The 21,992-nt window shown below is 70.1% G+C and carries 20 protein-coding genes and 1 pseudogene; 14 read left to right on the forward strand and 7 right to left on the reverse strand.

What is annotated here, in order from left to right; genetic code table 11:
• Positions 1–182: 182 nt before the first annotated feature.
• Positions 183–617 (reverse strand): MarR family transcriptional regulator, encoded by a 435-nt coding sequence (locus tag QF027_RS02565; RefSeq protein ID WP_306986331.1) that lies wholly within the window; start codon positions 615–617, stop codon positions 183–185.
• A gap of 198 nt (positions 618–815) precedes the next feature.
• Here QF027_RS02565 and QF027_RS02570 point away from each other — a divergent pair, with 198 nt between their 5' ends.
• The 6 genes from QF027_RS02570 (at position 816) to QF027_RS02595 (ending at position 6,692) form a co-directional block, all read left to right on the forward strand.
• The gene (locus QF027_RS02570) at positions 816–1,988 is read left to right on the forward strand and encodes a PP2C family protein-serine/threonine phosphatase (RefSeq protein ID WP_307072315.1); all 1,173 of its coding nucleotides are present in this window, start codon (positions 816–818) and stop codon (positions 1,986–1,988) included.
• 134 nt (positions 1,989–2,122) lie between these two features.
• Positions 2,123–3,022 (forward strand): STAS domain-containing protein, encoded by a 900-nt coding sequence (locus tag QF027_RS02575; RefSeq protein WP_307072317.1) that lies wholly within the window; start codon positions 2,123–2,125, stop codon positions 3,020–3,022.
• On the forward strand, positions 3,019–3,444 hold the full coding sequence (locus tag QF027_RS02580) for an STAS domain-containing protein (protein WP_373432395.1): 426 nt from the start codon (positions 3,019–3,021) through the stop codon (positions 3,442–3,444). The genes QF027_RS02575 and QF027_RS02580 overlap by 4 nt, the downstream gene beginning before the upstream one ends.
• Complete coding sequence (locus tag QF027_RS02585; RefSeq protein WP_306986841.1) at positions 3,444–3,887, forward strand: ATP-binding protein; 444 nt, start codon at positions 3,444–3,446, stop codon at positions 3,885–3,887. The genes QF027_RS02580 and QF027_RS02585 overlap by 1 nt, the downstream gene beginning before the upstream one ends.
• The gene (locus QF027_RS02590) at positions 3,884–4,969 is read left to right on the forward strand and encodes a SpoIIE family protein phosphatase (RefSeq protein WP_307072319.1); all 1,086 of its coding nucleotides are present in this window, start codon (positions 3,884–3,886) and stop codon (positions 4,967–4,969) included. The genes QF027_RS02585 and QF027_RS02590 overlap by 4 nt, the downstream gene beginning before the upstream one ends.
• The gene (locus QF027_RS02595; protein ID WP_307072321.1) at positions 4,953–6,692 is read left to right on the forward strand and encodes a PP2C family protein-serine/threonine phosphatase; all 1,740 of its coding nucleotides are present in this window, start codon (positions 4,953–4,955) and stop codon (positions 6,690–6,692) included. Before QF027_RS02590 ends, QF027_RS02595 begins: the two co-directional genes overlap by 17 nt.
• A 331-nt stretch (positions 6,693–7,023) precedes the next feature.
• Here QF027_RS02595 and QF027_RS02600 read toward each other — a convergent pair whose 3' ends face one another.
• Complete coding sequence (locus tag QF027_RS02600) at positions 7,024–7,527, reverse strand: MarR family winged helix-turn-helix transcriptional regulator (RefSeq protein WP_306986326.1); 504 nt, start codon at positions 7,525–7,527, stop codon at positions 7,024–7,026.
• 369 nt (positions 7,528–7,896) lie between these two features.
• Between QF027_RS02600 and rph the strand changes: the two genes are divergently transcribed.
• The gene (gene rph, locus QF027_RS02605) at positions 7,897–10,494 is read left to right on the forward strand and encodes a rifamycin-inactivating phosphotransferase (protein WP_307072323.1); all 2,598 of its coding nucleotides are present in this window, start codon (positions 7,897–7,899) and stop codon (positions 10,492–10,494) included.
• A 270-nt stretch (positions 10,495–10,764) separates the two neighbouring features.
• On the opposite strand, the gene denD is transcribed toward rph, so the two are convergent.
• Positions 10,765–11,781, reverse strand: a complete 1,017-nt coding sequence (gene denD, locus QF027_RS02610) for a D-erythronate dehydrogenase (protein WP_307072325.1) — start codon at positions 11,779–11,781, stop codon at positions 10,765–10,767.
• A gap of 584 nt (positions 11,782–12,365) precedes the next feature.
• Between denD and QF027_RS02615 the strand changes: the two genes are divergently transcribed.
• The 7 genes and pseudogenes from QF027_RS02615 (at position 12,366) to QF027_RS02645 (ending at position 17,620) form a co-directional block, all read left to right on the forward strand.
• Positions 12,366–13,292 (forward strand): hypothetical protein, encoded by a 927-nt coding sequence (locus tag QF027_RS02615; RefSeq protein WP_306986323.1) that lies wholly within the window; start codon positions 12,366–12,368, stop codon positions 13,290–13,292.
• Positions 13,293–13,594: 302 nt separating this feature from the next.
• Positions 13,595–13,813 carry a hypothetical protein gene (locus QF027_RS02620; RefSeq protein WP_307072329.1) on the forward strand — a complete coding sequence of 73 codons (219 nt, stop codon included), beginning with the start codon at positions 13,595–13,597 and terminating at the stop codon, positions 13,811–13,813.
• Between the two features lie 146 nt (positions 13,814–13,959).
• On the forward strand, positions 13,960–14,469 hold the full coding sequence (locus QF027_RS02625; RefSeq protein WP_307072331.1) for a MaoC/PaaZ C-terminal domain-containing protein: 510 nt from the start codon (positions 13,960–13,962) through the stop codon (positions 14,467–14,469).
• A gap of 64 nt (positions 14,470–14,533) precedes the next feature.
• Positions 14,534–14,825 (forward strand): annotated as a pseudogene (locus QF027_RS02630) (LLM class F420-dependent oxidoreductase); the annotation flags it as partial.
• Between the two features lie 343 nt (positions 14,826–15,168).
• Positions 15,169–16,545 (forward strand): glycoside hydrolase family 43 protein, encoded by a 1,377-nt coding sequence (locus tag QF027_RS02640; protein WP_307072333.1) that lies wholly within the window; start codon positions 15,169–15,171, stop codon positions 16,543–16,545.
• 214 nt (positions 16,546–16,759) lie between these two features.
• Positions 16,760–17,005 (forward strand): hypothetical protein, encoded by a 246-nt coding sequence (locus QF027_RS49500; RefSeq protein ID WP_373432396.1) that lies wholly within the window; start codon positions 16,760–16,762, stop codon positions 17,003–17,005.
• A gap of 348 nt (positions 17,006–17,353) precedes the next feature.
• Complete coding sequence (locus QF027_RS02645) at positions 17,354–17,620, forward strand: hypothetical protein (protein WP_307072335.1); 267 nt, start codon at positions 17,354–17,356, stop codon at positions 17,618–17,620.
• 187 nt (positions 17,621–17,807) lie between these two features.
• On the opposite strand, the gene QF027_RS02650 is transcribed toward QF027_RS02645, so the two are convergent.
• The 4 genes from QF027_RS02650 to QF027_RS02665 are packed head-to-tail and all read right to left on the reverse strand — an operon-like array spanning position 17,808 to position 21,835.
• Positions 17,808–18,482, reverse strand: a complete 675-nt coding sequence (locus QF027_RS02650; RefSeq protein ID WP_307072337.1) for a 4-carboxy-4-hydroxy-2-oxoadipate aldolase/oxaloacetate decarboxylase — start codon at positions 18,480–18,482, stop codon at positions 17,808–17,810.
• Complete coding sequence (locus QF027_RS02655) at positions 18,479–19,720, reverse strand: aspartate transaminase (RefSeq protein ID WP_307072340.1); 1,242 nt, start codon at positions 19,718–19,720, stop codon at positions 18,479–18,481. Before QF027_RS02655 ends, QF027_RS02650 begins: the two co-directional genes overlap by 4 nt.
• 4 nt (positions 19,721–19,724) lie before the next feature.
• A complete protein-coding gene (locus QF027_RS02660; RefSeq protein WP_306986317.1) occupies positions 19,725–20,468 on the reverse strand; it encodes an SDR family oxidoreductase in 744 nt (247 codons plus the stop codon).
• Between the two features lie 50 nt (positions 20,469–20,518).
• The gene (locus QF027_RS02665; protein ID WP_307072342.1) at positions 20,519–21,835 is read right to left on the reverse strand and encodes an MFS transporter; all 1,317 of its coding nucleotides are present in this window, start codon (positions 21,833–21,835) and stop codon (positions 20,519–20,521) included.
• Positions 21,836–21,992: the final 157 nt, after the last annotated feature.

The raw sequence follows: 21,992 nt of genomic DNA on the forward strand, positions 1-21,992 counted from the left end.
GAGTTCGGGTAAGGGCGGTCGGACGGACTGTTGCCGTTTGACAACAAAAGCCGGGAAGCAACACAGTAAGCGTGTCGGACGTACGGGGAAGGACCTGGAATGCTCCGGTGGACGGAGACCACTCCGTGTACTGGTCACCCATGTCGAGAGGTGACAAAGACGCTGTCGGCGCGATGGTCGGTTCAGGCGGTCCGGCTGCCGGAATCCGCCGCGTCGTCGTGTATCTGCGTGGCCGCGGCGACGCAGAACGCCTCCAGCCCCTCCAGCAGCGCGACCCGCTTGGCGGCAGGCATGTCCGCCAGCACGGTCTGCAACTCCCTCTCCCTGCGGACGCGCAGGTCGACGAGGAAGGCGCGGCCTCGGCCACTGAGATGCAGCCGCACCTCACGTCTGTTCTCCTCGCTCACGACCCGCTCGACGAACCCGGCCGCCACCAGCCGGTCGCACAGCCGACTGGTGGACGGCGGGGTCGAGGCGAGGGACTCGGCGAGGGTGCGCAGGTTGATGCCGTCGTGGTGTTCGAGGATGTGCAGCACCCGAAGCTGTGACGCGGAGGTGGGCGCGGTCGAGGCCCGGCCCCACACGACCTCCAGCAGCTCGACGGCTGTGGTGGTCACGCGTGCGACCTCATCGCGCTCTGAGCGGCGGCGGAAGTCAGTCACGATCACACTCTCGCAGGCACTGGGCTGCTGTCAGCGTACTAGGCACGCGCGCTGACCACACGGGACAGGGTCGGCCGAAGCGGTCCATCGAGGGGGCGCCCTTCGCGAGAGGGACCCGTTCGCCGTCCGGCCGAGGAGAGGTGTTTTCGCATCATGAAGAGATTTCTGGCCGTTGAACGTGCGCTGCGGACAGCGGCCCCCCACGAGTTGCTCGACGTCCTCCGCGCCGTACTGATCGAGCAGTACGGCGCGGAGGACGTCGAGCTGTTCATGGCCGACTACAGCCTGACTGTGCTCCAGCCGGTGTCTGTGCTGCCGCACACTCTGGTGCCGGTGTCGGTGCACAACAGCCCGCCCGGCCGGGCCTTCGGTGCCCAGAAGCCGTACCGGGAGGAAGGGCCGAACGGGCGGACCCGCCTGCATCTGCCGGTCAGTGTGCGCGGCGACCGGCTCGGCGTGCTGTCGCTCACGCTGTCCGACAGCGACGCCGCGCACCGCTGGGAGTCCGAACTGGCCGACATCGCCGACGTACTGGGTCACGAGGTGGTCGTGGCCGAGCGGGACACCGACGTGTATCTCCAGGCGCGGCGCAAGGACCGGCTGACGCTGGCCGCCGAGATGCAGTGGCAGCAGCTGCCCGGCCGCGCCTGCTCCCGCCCCGAGTACGACCTGGGGGCCCAACTGGAGCCCGCCTACGCCATTTTCGGCGACAACTTCGACTGGTCCGCCACCGCCGACCATCTGATGCTGTACGTCACCAACGGCATGGGCGAGGGCATAGAGGCGTCCCTGCTGACGAACCTGGCCATCAACGCGCTGCGCAACGCACGGCGCGCCGGGCTCTCCATCGCGGACCAGGCGGCCCTGGCGGACCAGGCCGTCTACGCCCACTACCGGGGGCGCTGCTACTTGTCCGTCCTGATGTTCGACTTCGATCTGGCCACCGGCCGGGCGAGCGTCGTGGACGCCGGCTCCCCGCAGTTGCTGCGTCTGCGCGACGGGAGCGTGGAACGCGTCACCTTCGAGGCCCAGCTCCCGCTGGGCATGTTCGAGGAGACCGACTACGTGGCGCAGGACTTCCACGTCGAGCCCGGTGACCGGCTCGTCTTCGTCAGCGACGGCGTCCACGCCGTGGCCTCCCCCAAGGGAGAGGCGTACGGGGAGGCGGCGCTCACCCGGGCCATCCACTCCACGCGACTGTTGCCCGCCGCAGAGGTGCCGCGCGCCGTCCTGCGGGAGCTGACCGGCCACCGCGGCGAAGCCATGCCGGACGACGACGCGCTGATCGTGTGTCTGGACTGGCGCGGCAGGCCACAGTTCGAGTGACGGACGAACCGACCCCATGGCGGCGACCGCATGTTGTTCGCCCCACACGCTCGCGTTAACGTTTGCCATGCGGCAATAATTGCCACATGGCCTGACCGCCCGGCGGGCCCTACGGCCTCGCAGGCAGGGAGACGATGCAGGTGGCGGAGCACGACACGGCCCCCGGAACGGCGAAGGAGCTGGGTGCCTTTCTGGAACGGCGTCGTGAACAGATCGCCCAACGCTGGGCGGACGCCGCCCTGTTCCGTACGGTCTTCACCGTCTCCCGGGATGAAGCGGTCGAGGCGTGCAAAGCCGTGGTGGACACCCTGGCCGACGTGGCCCGCTCCGGACAACTGGAGGATGTCGAGGCTCCGGGATTCGGCACCGTGAGAGACCAGCTCGGCCGGATGGCCGCGGCCCGGGCCCGGGCCGGGTTCACGCCGGTGCAGATCGCCGGCGAGGTCGCGGGCCTGCGCGAGCCGGTGACCGCACTGCTGCGTGCCGAGTTCCAGGACGACTCCGACGACGCGCGGGTCACCGCGTGCACGCAGGCGCTGGCGGTCCTGACCGCCACACTGCGCCTGGTCATCCTGGAGACGACGGTGAGTGCGGGCGAGGAGCTCATCGCCCGGCAGCGCCAGCAGCTGCTGGAGGTGGCCACCCCCGTCATCAAGCTGTGGGACGGCGTCGTCGCCGTGCCGCTGATCGGCACCCTGGACAGCGCCCGCAGCCAGGTCGTGATGGAGAGCCTGCTGGAAGCCATCGTGGACCAGCGGGCCGCCTACGCCATCCTCGACATCACCGGCGTCCCGACCGTCGACTCGCTCGTGGCCCAGCACCTGATGAAGACGGTCGCCGCGGCCCGGCTCATGGGCGCGGAGTGCATCGTCTCCGGGATCCGTCCCGCCATCGCGCAGACCATCGTCCAGCTCGGCATCGACCTCGGGTCGATCATCACGCGGGCCGGTCTCGCCGACGCGCTGGCCTACGCTCTCACCCAGCAGGGCATCGTCGTCTCCGCGCGCCCACTCACGGACGCGGGCTCGCGGTGACCGGCCTCCCCGCCATGCATCCCGGCCCGGGCCCCGTACCGGTACTGGCGCTGGGAGACGTCCTGCTGGTCACCCTGCTGGGAGAGCTGCACGACGGGGCCGCCGAACAGCTCCAGCACGACATCTCCCAGCGCATCGCGTCCAGTCCCATGCCCGTCGCCGGTGTGGTGATCGACCTCTCGGGCGTGGAGATCATCGACTCCTTCCTCGGCCGTGTCCTGGCCGAGATCGCCGCGAGCGCGCGCCTGCTGGCCGCGCGCACCGTACTGGCCGGCATGCGTCCGGCGGTGGCCATCACCCTGGTCGAACTGGGTCTCACCCTGCCCGGCCTGAGCACCGCCCTGAACGTCGAGAAGGCCCTGTCCCTGCTGGGCCGGGCCTCCTCGGCGGCTCCGACCGCTCACCTGGAAGAGGGTGCATGATGCATGCCCCCATCACCTCGACCACGCGTCTGCCCATCGGCTCGGACGCCGACCTGGCCTGGGTGCGACAACAAGTGCGCCAGACCGCTGCCGACCTCGGCTTCAATCTGGTCCAGCAGACGAAGCTGGTGACCGCCGCCAGCGAACTGGCCCGCAACGCCCTCGTGCACGGCGGCGGCGGGCACATGGAGATGACGGTGCTGACAGAAGGCGCCCACCGCGGACTGCGGCTGTCCTTCGTCGACGCGGGCCCCGGCATCCGGGACGTCGAGCTCGCCATGACCGACGGTTACACCACCGGTGGCGGTCTGGGCATGGGATTGAGCGGGGCCAAGCGGCTCGTCAAGGAGTTCGCTCTCGACAGCCGCCCCGGCGAGGGCACCACCGTCACCATCACCGACTGGGTCTCCGGCCTGCCCGCGCCCCGCACAGGTGCGCCTTGAGCAGGGTGTGGGACATCCCGGTGCAGGACAGCACCCGGGTCCGGGACGTACGCGTCGCCGCCGAAGCCGCCTGCGCCGACGCGGGGCTGGACGCGCATTCCACGGCGGTCGCGGCGCTGGTGGCCACCGAGTTGGGCACGAACCTCGTCAAGCACGCCGGCGGCGGCCGCGTCCTCATCAATCTGGCCGCCCCCTCCGACACGTGCGCCGAGGATGTGCCCTGCGTGCAGATCGCCTCACTCGATCACGGACCGGGCATCGACAACATCCCGGCAGCGATGCGGGACGGTCACACGACCGCCCCGTCCTCCCTGGGAGCGGGCCTGGGCACCTGCCGGCGCATCTCCAGCGAGTTCGACCTGCACAGCCGACCGGGTCGGGGCACCGTCGCGGTGGCACGCATCGCCCCGGCCCGGGCGCCCGGCGGCCCTCACCCCCGGGAGGCTCGCTCGCGTACGGGCACCCGGGCCGGGGGGATCACCACGTCCCTCGCCCATGCCGAGCACTCCGGAGACGCCTTCAGCCGGGTGCGCTCCGGTCCACGCGTCACGCTGATGCTCGTGGACGGGCTGGGCCACGGGGAGAAGGCGGCCGAGGCGTCCACCGCCGCCGTGGAAGAATTGCGCCGGTGCGCTGATCTGCCGCCGGCCGAGATCCTGCGGCAACTGCACGCAGCCCTGCGGGCCACGCGAGGCGCGGCCGTCGGCGTCGCACAGCTGGACGAGGACAGCGACCGGCTCTCGTTCGCCGGTGTCGGCAACATCGGCGCCAGACTGCGCACCGACGGCGCGTGGCGGCCCCTCATCTCCCACCCGGGCATCGTCGGCGCCCACTTCCCCGCCACCGTGCCCCTGACCGCGACCGACTGGGCGCCCGACAGTCTGCTCGTCCTGCACAGCGACGGGCTCCCCAGCCGCTGGGTGCCCCCCGGCGACCCCCGACTCGCCGTGCACGACCCGGCCGTGGTGGCCGCGGTCGTCCTGAGGGACGCCGGCAGCGCCGCCCGCCCCTTGCGCGACGACGCCAGTGTGGCCGTACTGACCCCTGCTCCCCGGACGGACCCGCATGACCGCACCCCCTGATATCTGGACCATCGCGTCCGTCGCCGACGCCGCCCGGGCCCGCGCCGCCGTCGACCGCGTCGCCACGGACGCCGGGGCACCGACGCTGGAACGAGCCCGCTTCCTGACCGCCCTGACGGCGCGGCTGCGCCGCTGCCTCGACCAGGGGGGAGAGTGGGAACTCCTGCTCCACGTACGGCAGTTCGCCAACGGACAGACCGGTCGACTCGAGGCTTCGCTGAGCCCGGTGGGCCAATCCGGGCCGGGCCCGCTGGACGAAGCACCCTCACTCACGTGCTCTCTGCCTCGCCGGCCCGCCCAGGACCGTCCGAGCGTCACCACCTCGCTGCCGGAGGCCCTGCTGCGCGCCGACGAGAACACCGCGGCGGTGCTGGACCTCCTCGACGAGCAGGAAAGTCTGGTCCGGCTGCACCGGGAGGAACTGCATCAGACCAACCAAGGCGTTCTGGCGCTCCATGCAGACCTGGAGGCCGCGGCACTCGCCCAGCGCGACCTCCTGGAAGCCGAGCGAACCGCGCGCGCCGAGGCGGAACGGGCCCGGCGCCTGCTGACCTTTCTCGGTGACGCCAGCGCCGCCATCACCTCGTCCCTCAGTCATATGGCCATCCTGCGCCGCCTCTCCGACATACTGGTGCCCGACTACGCGGAGCATCTCGACGTCTGGCTCTTCGACGAGGAGGAGTACGCGGACCACGACGACGAGCACACACACCGCGTCCGGGAGCACTCGGCGGCCGCCGTGGCCGCCGCCCGCACGGGCCGTCCCCAGCACGCCGCGGCCCACCCGGGCACCCTGCCCGGCGTCGACGACCTCCCGCCCTCCGTACTGTCCCCCCAGCGACCGCTGCTGGCCATCCCGCTCGTCGCACAGCGCCTGCTGGGCGTCCTCACCCTCACCGCCCCCGGCCCCCGCTTCGACGAGGACACCTCCGTCATGCTGGTCGAACTCGCCCGCCGCGTCGGCGTCGCCCTGGACCACGCCCACCGTTACCAGCAGTACCGCAACACCGCCGAAGCTCTGCAGCGCGCCCAGCTCACCGAATTGCCCACCCCGCCCGGCCTGCTGCTCGCCGCGCGCTACCTGCCCGCCACCTGGGGCATGAACATCGGCGGCGACTGGTACGACGCCTTCCTCCAACCCGACGGCAGCCTGCTGGCCGTCATAGGGGACGTCACCGGCCACGGACTGCACGCCGCAGTCGTCATGGGCCAGTTGCGCACGGCCCTGCGCGCCTACGCCGTCGAGAACGCCACCCCCGGCGAGATCCTCACGCGCCTGCACCGCATGCTCGGCCACCTGCAGCCGGACCTGTACGCCACCGCGCTGATCGCCCGCTTCCGGCCGGGCGAACCGGAAGTCGTCTGGGCGTCGGCCGGCCACCCGCCCGCGGTCGTGCGCGCCACCGACGGCGCCGTACGGGTCCTGGATGCCAAACCCGGCGTGATGCTCGGCATCCCGCTGCACTACGTGTACACGGATCAGCGGGCCGATCTGCCCGCCGGTTCCTCCCTGGTCCTGTACACCGACGGCCTGGTCGAACGCCGGGGGCAGGGCATCGACCCCGGCATCGGCCGTCTGAGCCACGCCCTCGCGGCGCTGAACACACCGGAGTTGGAACAGGACCTGAACGCCGCCGCCGACGCCCTGCTCAAGCCCCTCCTCCACGACTCCGAACGGGACGACGACGTCTGCCTGCTGCTGTGCCACACCGTGACGCCGTGAAAGCCCCTGAACGACAGCCGAACCGGTGGTCGCACAGGAGGTGACACTCCTGCGCGCGGCGACCGCCTGGGCGTCCTTTCCGTACGTCTGCCCGCAGGCACCGTGGGCCCGCACGCCCTGCCCCGGCTCGGCGACTTCGCCACGGCACCCGGACACGAGCTCACCAGTCACCGGTGCTGACCGCGATGAGACGGTCGCCGGCCCGACGTGCAACCTCGCCTCCGTAGGCCGAGGGTGCGGCGGGCCTGGAGGTAGAGGTGGGTGTCGCGGCCCGCGGTCTTCGGCGAGCGGGTCCTGCGCCCGGTCCTCGGCGCCGGGGCTGACCGTCCGGTCAGCGTTCGGGGTCGCCGATCGGCTTGCCGGTATCGCCCTGAGCGGTCAGGAAAGCCCGCAGGGCGCCGCCCAGCGCCGCCCGCTCGCCGGGTTCCATGGCCGCGAGGACCACGGCGAGCGCCTGGGATCTGCGCGCAGCCACTTCGTTCAGGATCTGCCGGCCGCGCCCCGTGAGAACGAGCTGCACCTCACGTCGCCTGTGCGGATGCAGCAGTCGCTCCAGCAGGCCGGCCGCCTCCAGCCGATCGCACAACCGACTGGCAGTCGGTGGCCCTATGTCCAGGCTCTCCGCCAGAGTGGTGAGATTGAGCCCCGGTTCCGACTCCAGGACCCGAAGAGCCCTCAGTTGGTGCGGCGACAGCCTCAGGCTCGCCCCCTGGGCGGCCACCGACCACACGTTCGCGAGACCGTCCACGGCATCGGCGATCTCCCACGCGACGGAGAGCGGGTCATCACCCGGCCCGCTCGACCGGCCGTCCCCCGAGCCACTGAGACGAGTCACACACGCATCGCTTTCAGTAATCGCCTGGCCATGCAGATACCGCCCTCATTCAAACGCGGTACCCGATGAGTCGTCGAGCAAGCACATGACCGCTCCTCGACCCGACCCGAGCGCCACTGGCGGCGAACACATCAGGCGGCTCGGCCCGGACGCTTCGCGAGATCCCGTGAGTCCCGGCGGACGGCACAAGGCAAAGGCAAGGAGAGAACTCTCCTTGCCACTCTCAAGTTATAGCGCGCAGGGGGGCTTGCGGCAAGACCCGGGTCACCGCGCACAATCGTCGGCCGAGGCCACAACCTGCGGAAATGGGGAAACGACTTGTTCTCGACCGACTCGTCGACGGGGAACGCAACCGGGGGCGGTACTGCGATGACAGAGCGGTACGTGCTGGATCTCCAAGACATTGACGAGAGTCAGATCGCCGTCGTCGGCGGCAAGGGCGCCCACCTGGGTGCCCTGTCACGGATCGAAGGCATCCGGGTACCGGCGGGCTTCTGCGTGACGACGGACGCCTTCCGGCGGGTCGTGGCCCAAACGCCGTTGGTCGCCGATCAGCTCGAACAGCTGTCGCGCGTGAACGCGGACGACCAGGAGGCGATCCGCACACTCGGCGCGGAGATCCGCCGGACCGTCGAAGAGATCGCCATCCCGGGCGATCTCGCGGCGGCGATCACCCAAGCGCTCGCCCGGTCCGGCGAGCAGGCCGCCTACGCCGTGCGATCCAGCGCCACGGCGGAGGATCTGCCGACGGCCTCGTTCGCCGGCCAGCAGGACACGTACCTCAACGTCGTGGGACCGAGGGCGATCCTTCGGCACATCAGCCGGTGCTGGGCCTCGCTGTTCACCGAACGGGCCGTGGTCTACCGCCGACGCAACGGCATCGACCACCGTACGGTCCACATGGCCGTGGTGGTGCAGCAGATGGTCTTCCCGCAGGCGGCCGGCATCCTGTTCACGGCCGACCCCGTCACCGGCGACCGGACGGTTGCCACCGTGGACGCCGGTTTCGGCCTGGGCGAGGCCCTGGTCTCCGGTCTGGTGAACCCGGACGTCTTCAAGGTGCGGCACGGCGAAGTCGTAGCCAGGACGATCTCCGCCAAACAGCGTGCCGTTCACGCCCTGCCGTCCGGCGGCACACAGGAGGTGGGGACCGACCCGCAGCGGCAGGAGCAGCCGGCGCTGACGGATGCGCAGGCGGTCCGGCTCGTGCAGCTCGGCAGGCGGATCGAAGCGCACTTCGGCCGCCCGCAGGACATCGAATGGTGCCTGGTCGACGACGGATTCCACATCGTGCAGAGCCGGCCGGTCACCACGCTGTTCCCCGTCCCCGAGAGCGGCGACCAGGAGAACCACGTCTATGTCTCCGTCGGTCATCAGCAGATGATGACCGACGCCATGAAACCCCTGGGGCTGTCCATGTGGCGGCTGACGGCCATGGTGCCGATGCACGAGGCCGGCGGGAGGCTGTTCGTCGACGTCACCCGGCGCCTGGCCTCGCCCGCGAGCCGCGCCGGCCTGCTGGACCTCATGGGGAAGGGCGATCCGTTGGTCCGGGACGCGCTGGAGACCGTCCTGGACCGCGAGGACTTCGTCCCGTCGCTTCCGGACGCGCCTCCCGGCGGGCCGTCGGCCGCCGGCCCGCCTGCTCCGATCGCGACCGATCCTGCCATCGTCACCGGACTGATCGAGCGCAGTCAGGCGTCCGTCGCCGCCCTCCGGCACGAGGTCCGGACAAAGACCGGCCCGGAGCTGTTCGACTTCCTGCTGGAGGCCTTCGAGGAGCACAAACGAGTCCTCGGTGATCCGACGAACCTTCAGGTGATCATGGCGGGAATGGAGGCCACATGGTGGCTCAACGACAAACTGGAGGAGTGGCTCGGCGAGAAGAACGCGGCTGACACGCTGACGCTGTCCGCCCCCGGCAATGTCACGTCGGAGATGGGACTCGCGCTGCTCGACGTCGCGGACGCGATCCGCCCGCATCCGGAGGTGGTCGGGTTCCTGGAGGGGGTCGAGGACGACGGCTTCCTCGACGAGCTGGCGAAGCTCCCGGGCGGGACCGAAGCGCGCGATGCCATCGAGGCCTACCTCGACCGGTACGGCATGCGCTGCGTCGGCGAGATCGACATCACGAGGCCGCGTTGGCGCGAGCGCCCCAGCACCCTTGTTCCCGTGATCCTCGACAACGTCAGGAACTTCGAACAGGGCGCGGCCCGGCGGCGTTTCGAGCAAGGGCGCCAGAAGGCGCAGCAGAAGGAACAGGACGTGCTGTCACGCCTGCGGACGCTGCCGGACGGGGAACGGAAGGCCGGCGAGACCAAAGGCATGATCGAGCGGGTCCGTACCTTCATCGGGTACCGGGAGTACCCGAAGTACGGCATCATCAGCCGCTACTTCGTCTACAAGCAGGCCCTGTTGGCGGAGGCCGAGCGCCTCGTTCAGGCGGGCGTGCTGGCCGACAAGGAGGACGTCTTCTACCTCACCTTCCAGGAGTTCCACGACGTCGTGCGCTCGAAGCAGCTGGATGCCCAGCTCGTCCAGCAGCGCAAGGACGCGTTCCGCTCGTACCGGGCGCTCACACCTCCCCGGGTCCTCACCTCCGACGGCGAGGCTCTCACCGGGGCATACCGGCGCGACGACGTGCCGGCCGGTGCCCTGGTCGGCCTGCCTGTCTCCACCGGGACCATCGAGGGAAGGGCGCGCGTCATCCTCGACATCGCGGAGGCCGATCTCGAAGAGGGCGACATCCTGGTCACGACCTTCACGGACCCCAGCTGGTCGCCGCTGTTCGTCGGCATCGCGGGCCTGGTGACGGAGGTGGGCGGTCTGATGACCCATGGCGCGGTGATCGCCCGGGAGTACGGCTTGCCGGCCGTCGTGGGCGTGGAGCAGGCCACCCGTCGGATCCGGGACGGACAGCGGATCCGCGTACACGGAACCGACGGGTACGTCGAGATCCTGCCTTGACGGGGACCCACCGAGAAGCCAGTCCGTGGCCGCGGTGGCGGGCCGACGGCTCACGGGGGTGACCCGCTTCCGTGAGCATGTTGATCAGGTGGCGCTCCTGGCGCCCCGGTCATCCGCGGTGAGGGGGCGGCCGGGATTCTCTCGCAGCGCCGCGCCACGCCCGACAGTCGGCCGGCCCTCGATGGACGACCGAACCGCCGGTGTCGTCCGCGATGGCCGCACGATGTCGCGGGCCACGCGGCAGACCTGCCTGGTGCCGTGTGCCGCCGGTCAGTCCAACGGGGCCGCGATCGCGTCGGGGTGATCGGTGAGGTAGTCCTGGAGCACCGACAGGAAGCTCGGGTCGGGGTCGAGGCCCAGTGCGGCGGCGCGTCGGTGGTCGAAGACGGCCGGCCATGAGCCGACGATCGCTTCGACTGCCGGGTCGGGGGCGAGGGTGACACGGTCGGCGACGGTGTCACCGGCCACCTGCCGCAGGGTCGCGAGCATGTCGGCGACCGAGACGGTCACGGCGGGCAGGTTGACCGGCAGCGGGCCGTCCAGGCGTCCCGGTCCGCTGCCGCGTTCCGCCTCGGCGACGCGAAGGATCCCCGCCACGGTGCGCCGAGGGGAGGACAGGGCCACTTTCAGGCCGGGATCGACCGGGCAGACGGCGGGCAGGCCCGCGAGCGGCTCGCGGACGATGCCGGACAGGAAGCCGGAGGCGGCCGCGTTGGGCCTGCCCGGACGTACCGCCACTGTCATCAGCCGCACGACACGCCCGTCGACGAAGCCGCGGCGGGTGCAGTCCGCGATCAGGTGCTCGCACATCAGCTTCTGGGTGCCGTAACTCGACCGCGGTACCGGCACCGTCGTCTCGCTGACCGCCGGTGGCAGAGGCAGGGCCGGGTGGGAACCGTAGACGGCGACACTGCTGGCGAACAGCATCCGCACCACCGGCCCGTCCGACCGGGACTGCGCCCGCGCCGCCTCCAGCAGCGCGCGCGTGGCGTCCACGTTGGCACGCATCCCGAGATCGAAGTCGGCCTCGCACTCGGCCGATACCGCGGCGGCGAGATGGAACAGCACGTCCACCGGCTCGGCGAAGATCGTGTCCAGGTGCTCAAGCAGTTCCCCGTGCACCACTTGGACCGCCGCCCCGGCGCCTTGCGAGTCGCCGGGCCAGACCACGCGGTCGACCAGCACCAGACGGCTGATCGGCTCACCGCCGAAGGTCCCCGCCCGCAACAAGGCGCCGGCCAGCAGTCGTCCGAGGAACCCGGACGCACCCGTCACGACGATTCTCACCCGTTCATCTCCTCCGCAGACAGCTTGTCTCATCGATGTCGTACCCCGCCGGGCTCCGGCACCGCCGGTTCTGAGGGCCTTCTACGGGTGGTGTCGTCGCGCTGTAATACGTTACGACTGTGATCGACTACGACGCCGAGATCGAGCGGCTACTGGGCGGACCGCCGAGCAAGCTCGCACCGACGGAGCGGACGAACGCGCCGGGTACGGCTTCCGCACCGGACGTGCCGTGCGGCACGCCGAGTTCATCGCCGAGGCCCAGGACTTCGCCCGCCGCATGATCGAGGGCGGCATCAGTTGGGCCCCGCCACTCGCGTCGGACGCTTCCTGAAAGCACCCGCGTCCCGTCGTGGCCGCCTGCGGATACCAGGGCAGAACTCGCAAGCCAGGACGCCCCGATGTGCCGAACTCGTGAAAGATTGACGGGAGTTGTGAAGAGCGACAAGAATGCGGCTCGCTCGCTGTCAGTGAAGCGAGCGAAGTGACGCGAGTGGCTGAGACACGGGTTGCATTCCCACTCACCGCCTGCCGCGGCTGCTCGCGTCCTGCCACCTCCCACACTCACGAATCCGCCAGGACATATCTTGACGCGCCTTTCACGCTCCAGAACGTCGGCCGCTGTTGCCGCGACCGCCTTCATCGCCACTGCCGCCCCCCTGTTCGGGGCCACTGCCGCCGGCGCCACACCCGCGGGCGGCTGCCAGACGGCCACAGTTCAGTACCGCCTCGTCGACGCCGCCGGAAAGCCGGTCGATGCCGACTGGACCTCACAGGGCGGCTTCCACCAGTGGTCCACCGCCCCCGGCACCGTCGAGGTGCGGTTGGCTCCGGGGCAGACGGTCGGCGAGGGCTGCAAGTACCCGGTCTCACTGGCCGAGTACACCACCGAGGGGCCCAACTGGTACACCTCCGGTCTCCAGACCCTCGCCGACCACGCCACGGTCTATCTCGGCGCCGAGGACCTCCCCGGCGCCGACGACGCCAAGCGGACCTGGCAGAAGCTCACGGTGAAGACGCCGGACTGCTACGGGCAGATCGACCTGTACGGCGACGACGTCGTCTACGACGGCGGGTCGGGCAACGGTCATGGGCCCGCGCCCTACCAGCCCGACAACGTCGTCACGCCCTACCACCTGATCGCGGCGTGGAACGGCGGCGACAAGTCGTGCACCCCTGAGCAGCCGAACTCCCCCACGCCCCCTGCATCCCCGTCCACACCGGACAGCCCGAGCAGCCCGCCCGCCAGCCAGCCGCCCGCGGACCAGACGACTCCACCCGCCACGTCCACGACCCCGCCCCCCACCTCCTCCACTCCGCCCACCACCCCGGACGTCCCTCCGCTGGAGTCGACGCCCCCCACCTCCCCGGCGCCCTCGCCCAGCGACAGCACCCCGCCGCTGGCCGAGACCGGTTCGAGCGCACCGGTCGGCCTGATAGCCGGCGGCGCGGCCGCAGTGATCGCCCTCGGGGCGGCCGCCCTCTACGGCACCCGCCGCGCACGGCGCTCCTGACCAGGACCGCAGCCGGCACCGCCATGCGGTGAGACATCCGGCAGTTTCGCCCCGGGCACCGGACACGCCCGGTCGGCCGGGACAAGGGCCTGGGGCGAAACGCGGTCGTTGCGGCACCTTCGTTTTGCGGCTGCCGGCCGAGGACACCGCCGAAGACACGACCGAGGTCGAACTGGACGCGGGCTGGAGCACTCCCAGCATGGGACGTCTGCCGCTGCCGCTCCTGTTCGGCACTGACCGTCGCGCAGCACCTGGAAGGATCACGCCTCAGCGACCGAGGAGAAGCCACCGTCAGCCGTCAGTTGCCCCAGCTCGAAGAGGACGGCCTGCTGCGCCGGGTGGCCCATCCGTCGCGGCCCAGGACCGGGCTGCTGGAACTCACCGGCACCGGCCACGCCCGGCTGGCCCGCGTCAGACAGCACCAGCGCGAGGGACTCCGGGAACGGCTCGGCCAGTGGCCGGACGAGGACGTCGAGACGTTCAGCCGCCTGCTCCACCGGTTCGTCACCGAACTGGAATGACATCCACCGGTCACGGTCCTGGAGGCGTAGCCGGCGTATCCGAGCCGTCGTCAGTGACCGCCCCAAGAGGGCGGAACGGAGACCCCTGTGAAGCTCTGCGCGCACATCCACCTGTTCACCCCGGCGCCGGGCCCAGCAGGGCCCGCGTGGTCGTCGGACCGGTGGTGAGCAGCGTGCTGTATGCCGAGGACCTGCGGCCCGGGGACGTGTTCGAACTGGGCAGCACTACGGTCGACAAGGACGAGATTCTCGAGTTCGGCCGCCGCTTCGACCCGGTGCCCCTGCACACCGACGAGGACGCGGCGGCCGCGAGCCGCTTCGGAGGCCTCATCGCCAGCGGTTTCCACACGGTGGCAGTCCTGCAACGTCTCCTGGTGGACGCGGTGTTCTCCCGCTCCGGCCTCATCGCCGGCCGCGAGATCGACTCCGTGCGCATGCGGGCGCCGGTCCGTCCCGGGGACATGCTGCACGGCACGATGGAGATCGTCGAGATCCGCCCCCGCGACGACGGCACCGCCGTCGTCCACAGCCGGGGCACGCTGACCAACGGCTCCGGCACCGTCGTCCTGGAGCTGCGGGGAACCACGCTCTGGGAACACCACCCACCGACCGGGGCGGCTCGGCCCGAAGCCTCGGCGCATCCCACCGGCCGTTGAAGCACGGACCGAGGACCGGCGGCTGCGCCACGGACGCTCGAGAGAACGCTGAACGGAGACGCACCTGCACATCAACGTGCGCATCAACCGATTCGACCACCTCCAAGGGAGGGAGCGCGCTGCGTGCCGAGTCGGCCGCCGCGGGAGCCGCGGCCGAGGCCGCCGACGTGAACCGGCTGTCGGTCATGGACCACTACGTCCAGATGGAGTTCACCGGAGGCGCCGAGGCGCCCATGCTGGAGGCCTGCACGACCCTGGCCTACCTGGCCACCCCTTCGTCCACCGTGCGGCTGGGCGCCCTCGTCACCGGGGTGACGTACCGCCACCCCGGACTGCTCGCCAAGATCACCCCTACAACTCGGACAGCTGCTCCCCGGCGGCTGCCGGACCGGACACCTCGGCACGGCCAACACGTACGCGCAGTCGCTGTGCAGGAACGGCTGGTGCGCGTACGTCTACGAGCTCTACTTCGAGAAGACCAGACGCCAAACGGCCCCGACGCCTTCGGGCACCGCCACGACTGGGAGCCCGACGTGGTGTTCCAGAAGCAGGGCGAGGCGCGGAACGCACAGGAATCACAAAAGAGTGACAGGACGATTGACGCGCTCATTTCCAGGCCCTACCTTCTGATCGATTTACCGAACTCCGTTCGAAATACCGGCCACTGAGGTGCCCCCGCACGCCACCCTGGAGAGCACGATGAGCACAAACCCCCACCTGTCCCGCCGCGGCCTCCTGGGCATGACGGCCGCCGTGCCGCTCGCCCTGACCCTCGGCACGGGCACCGCGCAGGCCGCCGACTCGGCGTACGCGATGGTGTACTTCACCGAGTCGACCAACCTCGGCGACGGCACCGACTACGGCCTGCACCTGGCCGTCAGCCCCGACGGGCTGAACTGGACGCCGCTCAACCAGAACAACCCCCTGGTCACCCCCACTGCCGGCGCCCTGGGCCTGCGCGACCCCTTCCTCATGCGCAAGCAGGACGGCACGTTCGTCGTGCTCGCCACCGACCTCAAGGGCACCGACTGGAGCTACAACAGCCAGTACATCCACGTCTGGGACTCCGCCGACCTGCGCACCTTCACCGGCTACCGGCGCCTGAAACTGCACGACATGACCACCCACAGCTGGGCGCCCGAAGCGTTCTGGGACGCGGGGCGCGGCCAGTACGCGGTCATCTACTCCTCGGTCAACTCCAGCGGCCACAACGTGATCATGGTCAACTACACCAGCGACTTCGTCACCGCCTCGGCCCCGCAGGTCTTCTTCGACCCCGGCTACGACGTCATCGACGGCGACATGGCCGTGGGCGTGAACGGCTACAACTACCTCTTCTTCAAGAAGAACCAGACCCTGGTCAGCGCCAGATCCACCACCCTGAACCCGGGCAGCTTCACCGAGTACAGCACGGGTGTGGCCCACGGCGGCACCGAAGCCCCGACCGTGGTCAAGTCCCTCAGCTCCGGCACCTGGTGGCTCTGGGGAGACACCTACACGCCCAACGGCGTCTTCTACGCCTGGCAGTCCACCAGCCCCGCCTCCGGCACCTGGAACGCCCTCGACCAGAAGACCTACACCCAGCCGGTCAACTCCAAGCACTGCGGCATCGCGACGATCACCACGGCCGAGTACAACAACCTGCTCACCAAGTGGGGCGCCCCGGCCTGGAACCGGCTCAAGTCCTACAACTACCCGGCGCGCTACGTCCGCCACTCCGACTACACGGGCCGCATCGACGAGTACCCGATCGAGCCGTACAAGGACTCCCTGTGGACCCTGGTCCCGGGCCTCGCCGACAGCTCCGGAGTCTCGTTCCGGTCGGTCAACTACCCCGACCGCTACCTGCGGCACTACAACTACGCCCTCCAACTCGACGTCAACGACGGCACGTCGACCTTCGCCGGCGACGCCACCTTCTACCGCACGGCGGGCCTCGCGGACGCGAGCTGGACCTCCTTCCGCTCGTACAACAACCCCACGCGCTACATACGCCACTCCAACTACGTCCTGCGTATCGACCCCGTCTCCACCACCACCGAGAAGCAGGACGCGACCTTCCGGGTCGGGTACTGACCACGGAAGGCACCCCCGTGTCGGACGTCTCCGCACTCGGCCGGGCGAGACGCGTCACCGCGCGCGTCCTCGCCCTCGGTCTCGCCCTGGCCGGCCTGACGGCTCTGGCCGACCACGCTCCGTCGGCGTCCCTGACCGCCGAGCCGGTCGCCGTCAGCACCAGCCAGATCGGGGTCGTAAGGCGACCGTCCGGGTCGACGGTCAGTACACGTTCGTGGTCTCCTTCCCGCCGACAGGTTCGGCCTCGACCTACCGGACTGTGTCCGCACTGGCGCACCAGGCCAAGGCCCCGACACCGTGCGCTTCGCGGCGGTCTCCGGCAGCACCGCGCCCGACATCGACGCGACCGGGTCCAGGGCACCCCCGGCACCAACGGCGTGGCCCTCGTCGGCGCCGCCTCGAATCGCTGCGCCGGCCTAAACGGCCAGACCAAGCAGCAGTGGACAATCAACTGACCTGACCTGACCTGCGCCTGGCGTTCGTCCCTGCCCACCGTCCTTGGAACGGTGGGCAGGACGCTCGCGGGGTCGTCCAGGGGGGCGGCGGTCTTCGACGAGGACGGCTTCCACCGGACCGGCGACATCATGGCGTCTTCGTCACCGGCCCGCTCGTCCGGCAGGTCCACGTCCACGGCGACAGCGAGCGTGCCCTCCGCCGAGGCGGTGCGGCAGGCCACCATTCATGACGAGCTCAGGCGGGCGCCGGCCGAGTCACTGCAACTGGTGGCACGACAGGCCGAGTTGGAGCCGTACGGGATCCGCCACGATTTCCGGTCGGGACCGAGCCGTGCAGGCGGTCAGCAGGAGGTGTGCTGCCTGACCTGCGCGAGGCCGGGCCCGGCCAGCCGGTGTTCAGCGCCGACAGCGAGTCGACGTCCAGGTCGGTGATTCCGGGGCCCGACGACCGTCGTTCGCGGTCGGTCCCGCATACCGCGCTGCTGATCGGCGCCCACGGTTCTCTCGGCCGGTTCATGTGCCTCGACTGGCCCGAGCGTCTGTCCGTCACCGGAGGGAGGCTGGTCTGCGTGGTGCGCAACCGTGACGGTGCCGACACCTTCGACAGTGGCGACGCTTGAACTGCCACGCCGCTACAGGGTCCTGGCCGCCCGTCATCTCGACGTGCCATCCTGTGACATCGCCACGGGGGCACCAACCAGCGGTTCAAACTGAACGCGGTGACCGCGCTCGGCAACAGCCACGACTACCAGCTCACAGGTCGCGGCGCTCTCCCTGTCGAACCGCGGACAACGGCGTCCGGCCCCTCTAGTCCTCGATCACCAGCCCCTTCGACGCGAGAAGCGGTTCGAGACCGCACATCTCGATCACGGTCTTCCCAGCCCGGTACGCCGCGATGTACCCGGCCTCGGCGTCCACGCGTTCCTGGGACGCGGCGACCACTTCGGCGACGTCCTCGCGGCGGACGACGACCACGCCGTCGGCGTCGGCGCGCATCACGTCCCCCGGGCGGACGAGTACGCCGCCGACGGTGACCGGCTCGCACATCGGGCCGACGGTCTCCTTGACCGTGCCCTTGATGGACAGGCTGCGGGAGAAGACGGGGAATCCCAGAGCACGCAGGTCCTCGGTGTCGCGGACGCCCGTGTCGGTGATCAGGCCGCCGAGCCCCTTGGCCTGGCAGGCGTTGGCCAGGACGTCTCCGAAGGAGCCCGCCTCCTCGTAGGCGCCGGCGGACACGACGACGACATCCCCGGGGCGGGCGTAGGCGATGGCGGTCTGCAGCATCAGGTTGTCGCGCGGTGCGCACTGGACCGTGAAGGCGGGACCGCACAGAGACATGCGGTGGTCGACCGGCTTGATGACCGAGTCCAGCGCCCCGAGCCGGCCCTGTGCCTCGTGGATGGTGGCCGAGGAGAAGACACGCAACCGCTCGACCAGAGCGGCGTCCGGCCGCTCGAACTTCGTGCTGACGCGGATCATGACGGGCCTTTCAGACGGTTTGGAGCGGCGGACGGGACGCGGGACAGGTCGGAGCAGGCCGTCGCGAGGCGCGCGCATGCCTCGGTGAGGACGTCCGTCGACGTGGCGAACGAGATGCGGAAATAGCCGGGTGCGCCGTACGCGGCGCCGTGGATGACCGCCACCTGCCGGCTGTCGAGCAGGTAGCGGGCGAAGTCCTCGTCGTTCTCGATCCGGTTTCCCGAGGGTGTGAACTGCCCTATGGCGTCCCGGCAGTTGACCAGGAGGTAGAAGCCCCCGTCGGGGACGGTGCAGCTCAGACCGGGGATGTCGTTGACGAGCTTCACCGTGGCGTCGCGGCGTGCCCGGTAGACGCGCACGGTTTCCTCGACGAAGTCCTGCGGCCCGGTGAGCGCGGCGGCAGCGGCGGCCTGGCTCACGGAGGAGGGACAGGAGGAGGTCTGGGACTGAAGTGTGTTGATCGCGGTCACCAGATCCGTCGGGCCCACGCCGTAGCCGATGCGCCAGCCGGTCATCGCGTACGTCTTGGAGACGCCGTTGGTGAGGAACACCCGCTCGCCCAGGCGTGGTTCGACCGCTGCCAGAGACGGGGCGTCCTGGTCGCCGTACCAGATCTCGTCGTAGATCTCGTCGGTGAGGACGCGGACGTGGGGGTGTTTCAGCAACACCTCGGCGAGCGCGCGTAGTTCGGTGGTGGTGTAGGCGGATCCGGTGGGGTTGCCGGGGGTGTTGAGGATCACCCACCGTGTGCGCTCGGTGAGCGCGGCCCCGAGCCGCTCCGGGGTCAGCTTGAAGCCGTCCGACTCGGGGCAGTCCACGATGACGGGGGTGCCGTCGTTGGCGCGGACCATGTCGGGATACGACACCCAATAGGGGGCGGGGACGATGACCTCGTCCCCCTCGTCCAGGGTGGCCATCAGGGCGAGGAAGATGACCTGCTTGGCTCCGCCGCCGACCGTGATCCGCGCGTCGGTGCACTCCAGGCCGTGGCGCGCGCGAAACTTCCCGGCGATCGCGGCGCGCAGGCTCGGCGTTCCGTTCACGGGGGTGTACTTCGTCTCGCCCGCCTCGATGGCCCGGATCGCGGCGGCCTTGACGTGGTCGGGGGTGTCGAAGTCGGGCTCGCCCACGGTCAGGTCGAGGATGGTGAGCCCCTGGCTCTTCAGCTCGCGCACGCGCTGTGCGGCCGCCGTGCTGGGCGAGGGATTGATACGGCGTACCCGCTCTGCCGTGTGCATGTGATCAGCCTTCCCTGCGCTCGAAGTTGAGGCCGCCGGGGACCTGGAAGGTCGGCAGGATCTCGACGTGCCCGATGTTGACGTGCCGGGGCGCGTCGACGGCGAACTCGATGGAGTCGGCGATGTCCTCGGGCTTGAGGGACTCGTAGCCGTCGTAGAACTGCCGCTGGGCCTCCTCCATGTCGCCGAGCAGGCGGCCGAAGATCTCCGTCTCCACGCGCCCCGGGCAGATCTCGGTGACCCGGACCCGGCGGCCGTAGCCGTCGACCCGCAGCTGGCGGGAGAGGGTGTGCACGGCTGCCTTGGTGGCGTGGTAGACGGTGTTGCCGCCGAAGTTGTAGACGCCGGCGATGGAGCTGATGTTGACGATGTGGCCGAGGTCGCGCTCGACCATGCCGGGCATGAGCAGGCGTACCAGGTGCAGGACGGCCTGGATGTTGACGGCGACCTGCTCGTCGACGGCGAACTCGTCGGCTGTCAGGATGTTGCCGGTGCGAGAGACGCCGGCGTTGTTGACGAGGACGTCGATCTCCAGGCCGTCCAGGGCGGCGGTGAGCGCATCGGTGGCGGTGATGTCGACGGCGTGCGGGACGCAGCCGGTGTCGCGGGCGAGGGCGTCGAGCCGTTCGGCGCTACGCGCCACCGCGTGGACCTCGAGGCCGCGCTTGGCGAGTCGCTCGACGACCACGGCTCCGATGCCGGTCGACGCTCCGGTGACGAGGGCCGTCCTGTAGTCGGAGATGGGCATGCTGGTGTGCTCCTTGGTGGGAGGGGTGCGGGTGCGGGTGCGGGTGTCTGTCAGGCGTCGCGCAGGGGCAGGTGGGCCCGGTCCTTCACCCGGGAGACGGCGATGAGCGTGCCGAGTGCGGTGACGACGGCGTAGAAGGCGGGCATGTTGACGTCGCCCGTGCGGTCGATCAGGTACGTCATCAGCAGCGGGGCCGTGCCGCCGAAGAGGGCGGCGGAGACGTTGTAGCCGAGGCCGTAGGCGGAGTAGCGGACGCGGGTCGGGAAGAGTTCGACGAGCAGGATGTGGACGACGCCGGTGTGCCCGGCGAACACGACGGCCATGAGGCAGGCGCCGAGGACGGCGAGGCCGACGTTGCCGGTGCCGATCAGGAGGTAGCACGGGATGCCGACGACGGCCATGGCGATCGCGGCACCGGCGATGACCTTCTTGCGGCCGATCCGGTCGGACAGCCGGCCCATGTAGGGGATGGCGATACAGATCGCGACCAGGCTGGAGGCGGTGACGAGGAGACCCTGGACCTTGCCGAAGTTCAGCTCGCTGCTCATGAAGGTGGGCATGTAGCTGAACAGGACGTAGTACCCGGAGCCGTTCATCAGCGGGATGAACAGGGCCAGCAGCATGGCCCGGCGGTGCTCGGATGAGCTGAACGCCTCCTTGAGGGGGTTCTTTGACAGGCCGTCCCCTTCCTTCAGGCGCGTGAAGTTGGGCGTGTCGCTGATGCGCCCGCGGATGTAGATCCCGGTGATGCCGAGCGGGACGGCGAGCAGGAACGGGATGCGCCAGCCCCAGGACTCCATGCGCTCGGCGCCGAGTCCGCTGGTCATTGCGGCGGCTATCAGGGTGCCGGTGAGCAGGGAGAGGAACGAGGCGATCTGGGCGTAACTGGTGTAGAGGCCGCGTTTGCCCTCAGGGGCGTGCTCGGCGAGGAAGCTCATCGCGCCGGATGCCTCGCCGCCGACGGAGAAGCCCTGGGCGACGCGCAGCAGGATCAGCAGGGTGGGCGCGGCGACGCCGATGCTCGCGTAGGTGGGCAGGATGCCGATGGCGGCGGTGGCGGCACTGATGAGCATGATGACGAACACCAGCATGCGCTGGCGTCCGATGCGGTCGCCGAGGTGGCCGCAGATGATGCCGCCGAGGGGGCGGAAGAAGAAGGAGACGGCGTACCCGAGGAAGACGAGCTGGACGGCGTTGTCGGAGCCGGGGAAGAACACGGCGGCGAGCGTTCCGGCCATGAAGCCGAAGATGCCGTTGTCGTAGAGCTCGGCGAAGATGCCGACGCATCCCGCGAGGGTGACTTTCCTGGCTGTTCTGGCATCGACGGTGTTGGGGACGGGGACTGGCTGAGCGGCCATGGTGGTCATGGCGTCTCCTGTCTTGCAGCGGGGTGGGGACGAGGGGCGATCGGCTCCGTGCGGGCGGGCGAAGGGGCGGCCGTGGGGACGAATGGACGGCTGGGGCCGGCTGGGCGGCGGCGGAGACGGCTGGGTGGTGGCGGAGACGGCTAGGTGGTGGGGGTCG

Origin of the sequence: Streptomyces canus, assembly GCF_030816965.1 — a bacterium.
GTDB lineage: Bacteria > Actinomycetota > Actinomycetes > Streptomycetales > Streptomycetaceae > Streptomyces > Streptomyces canus_E.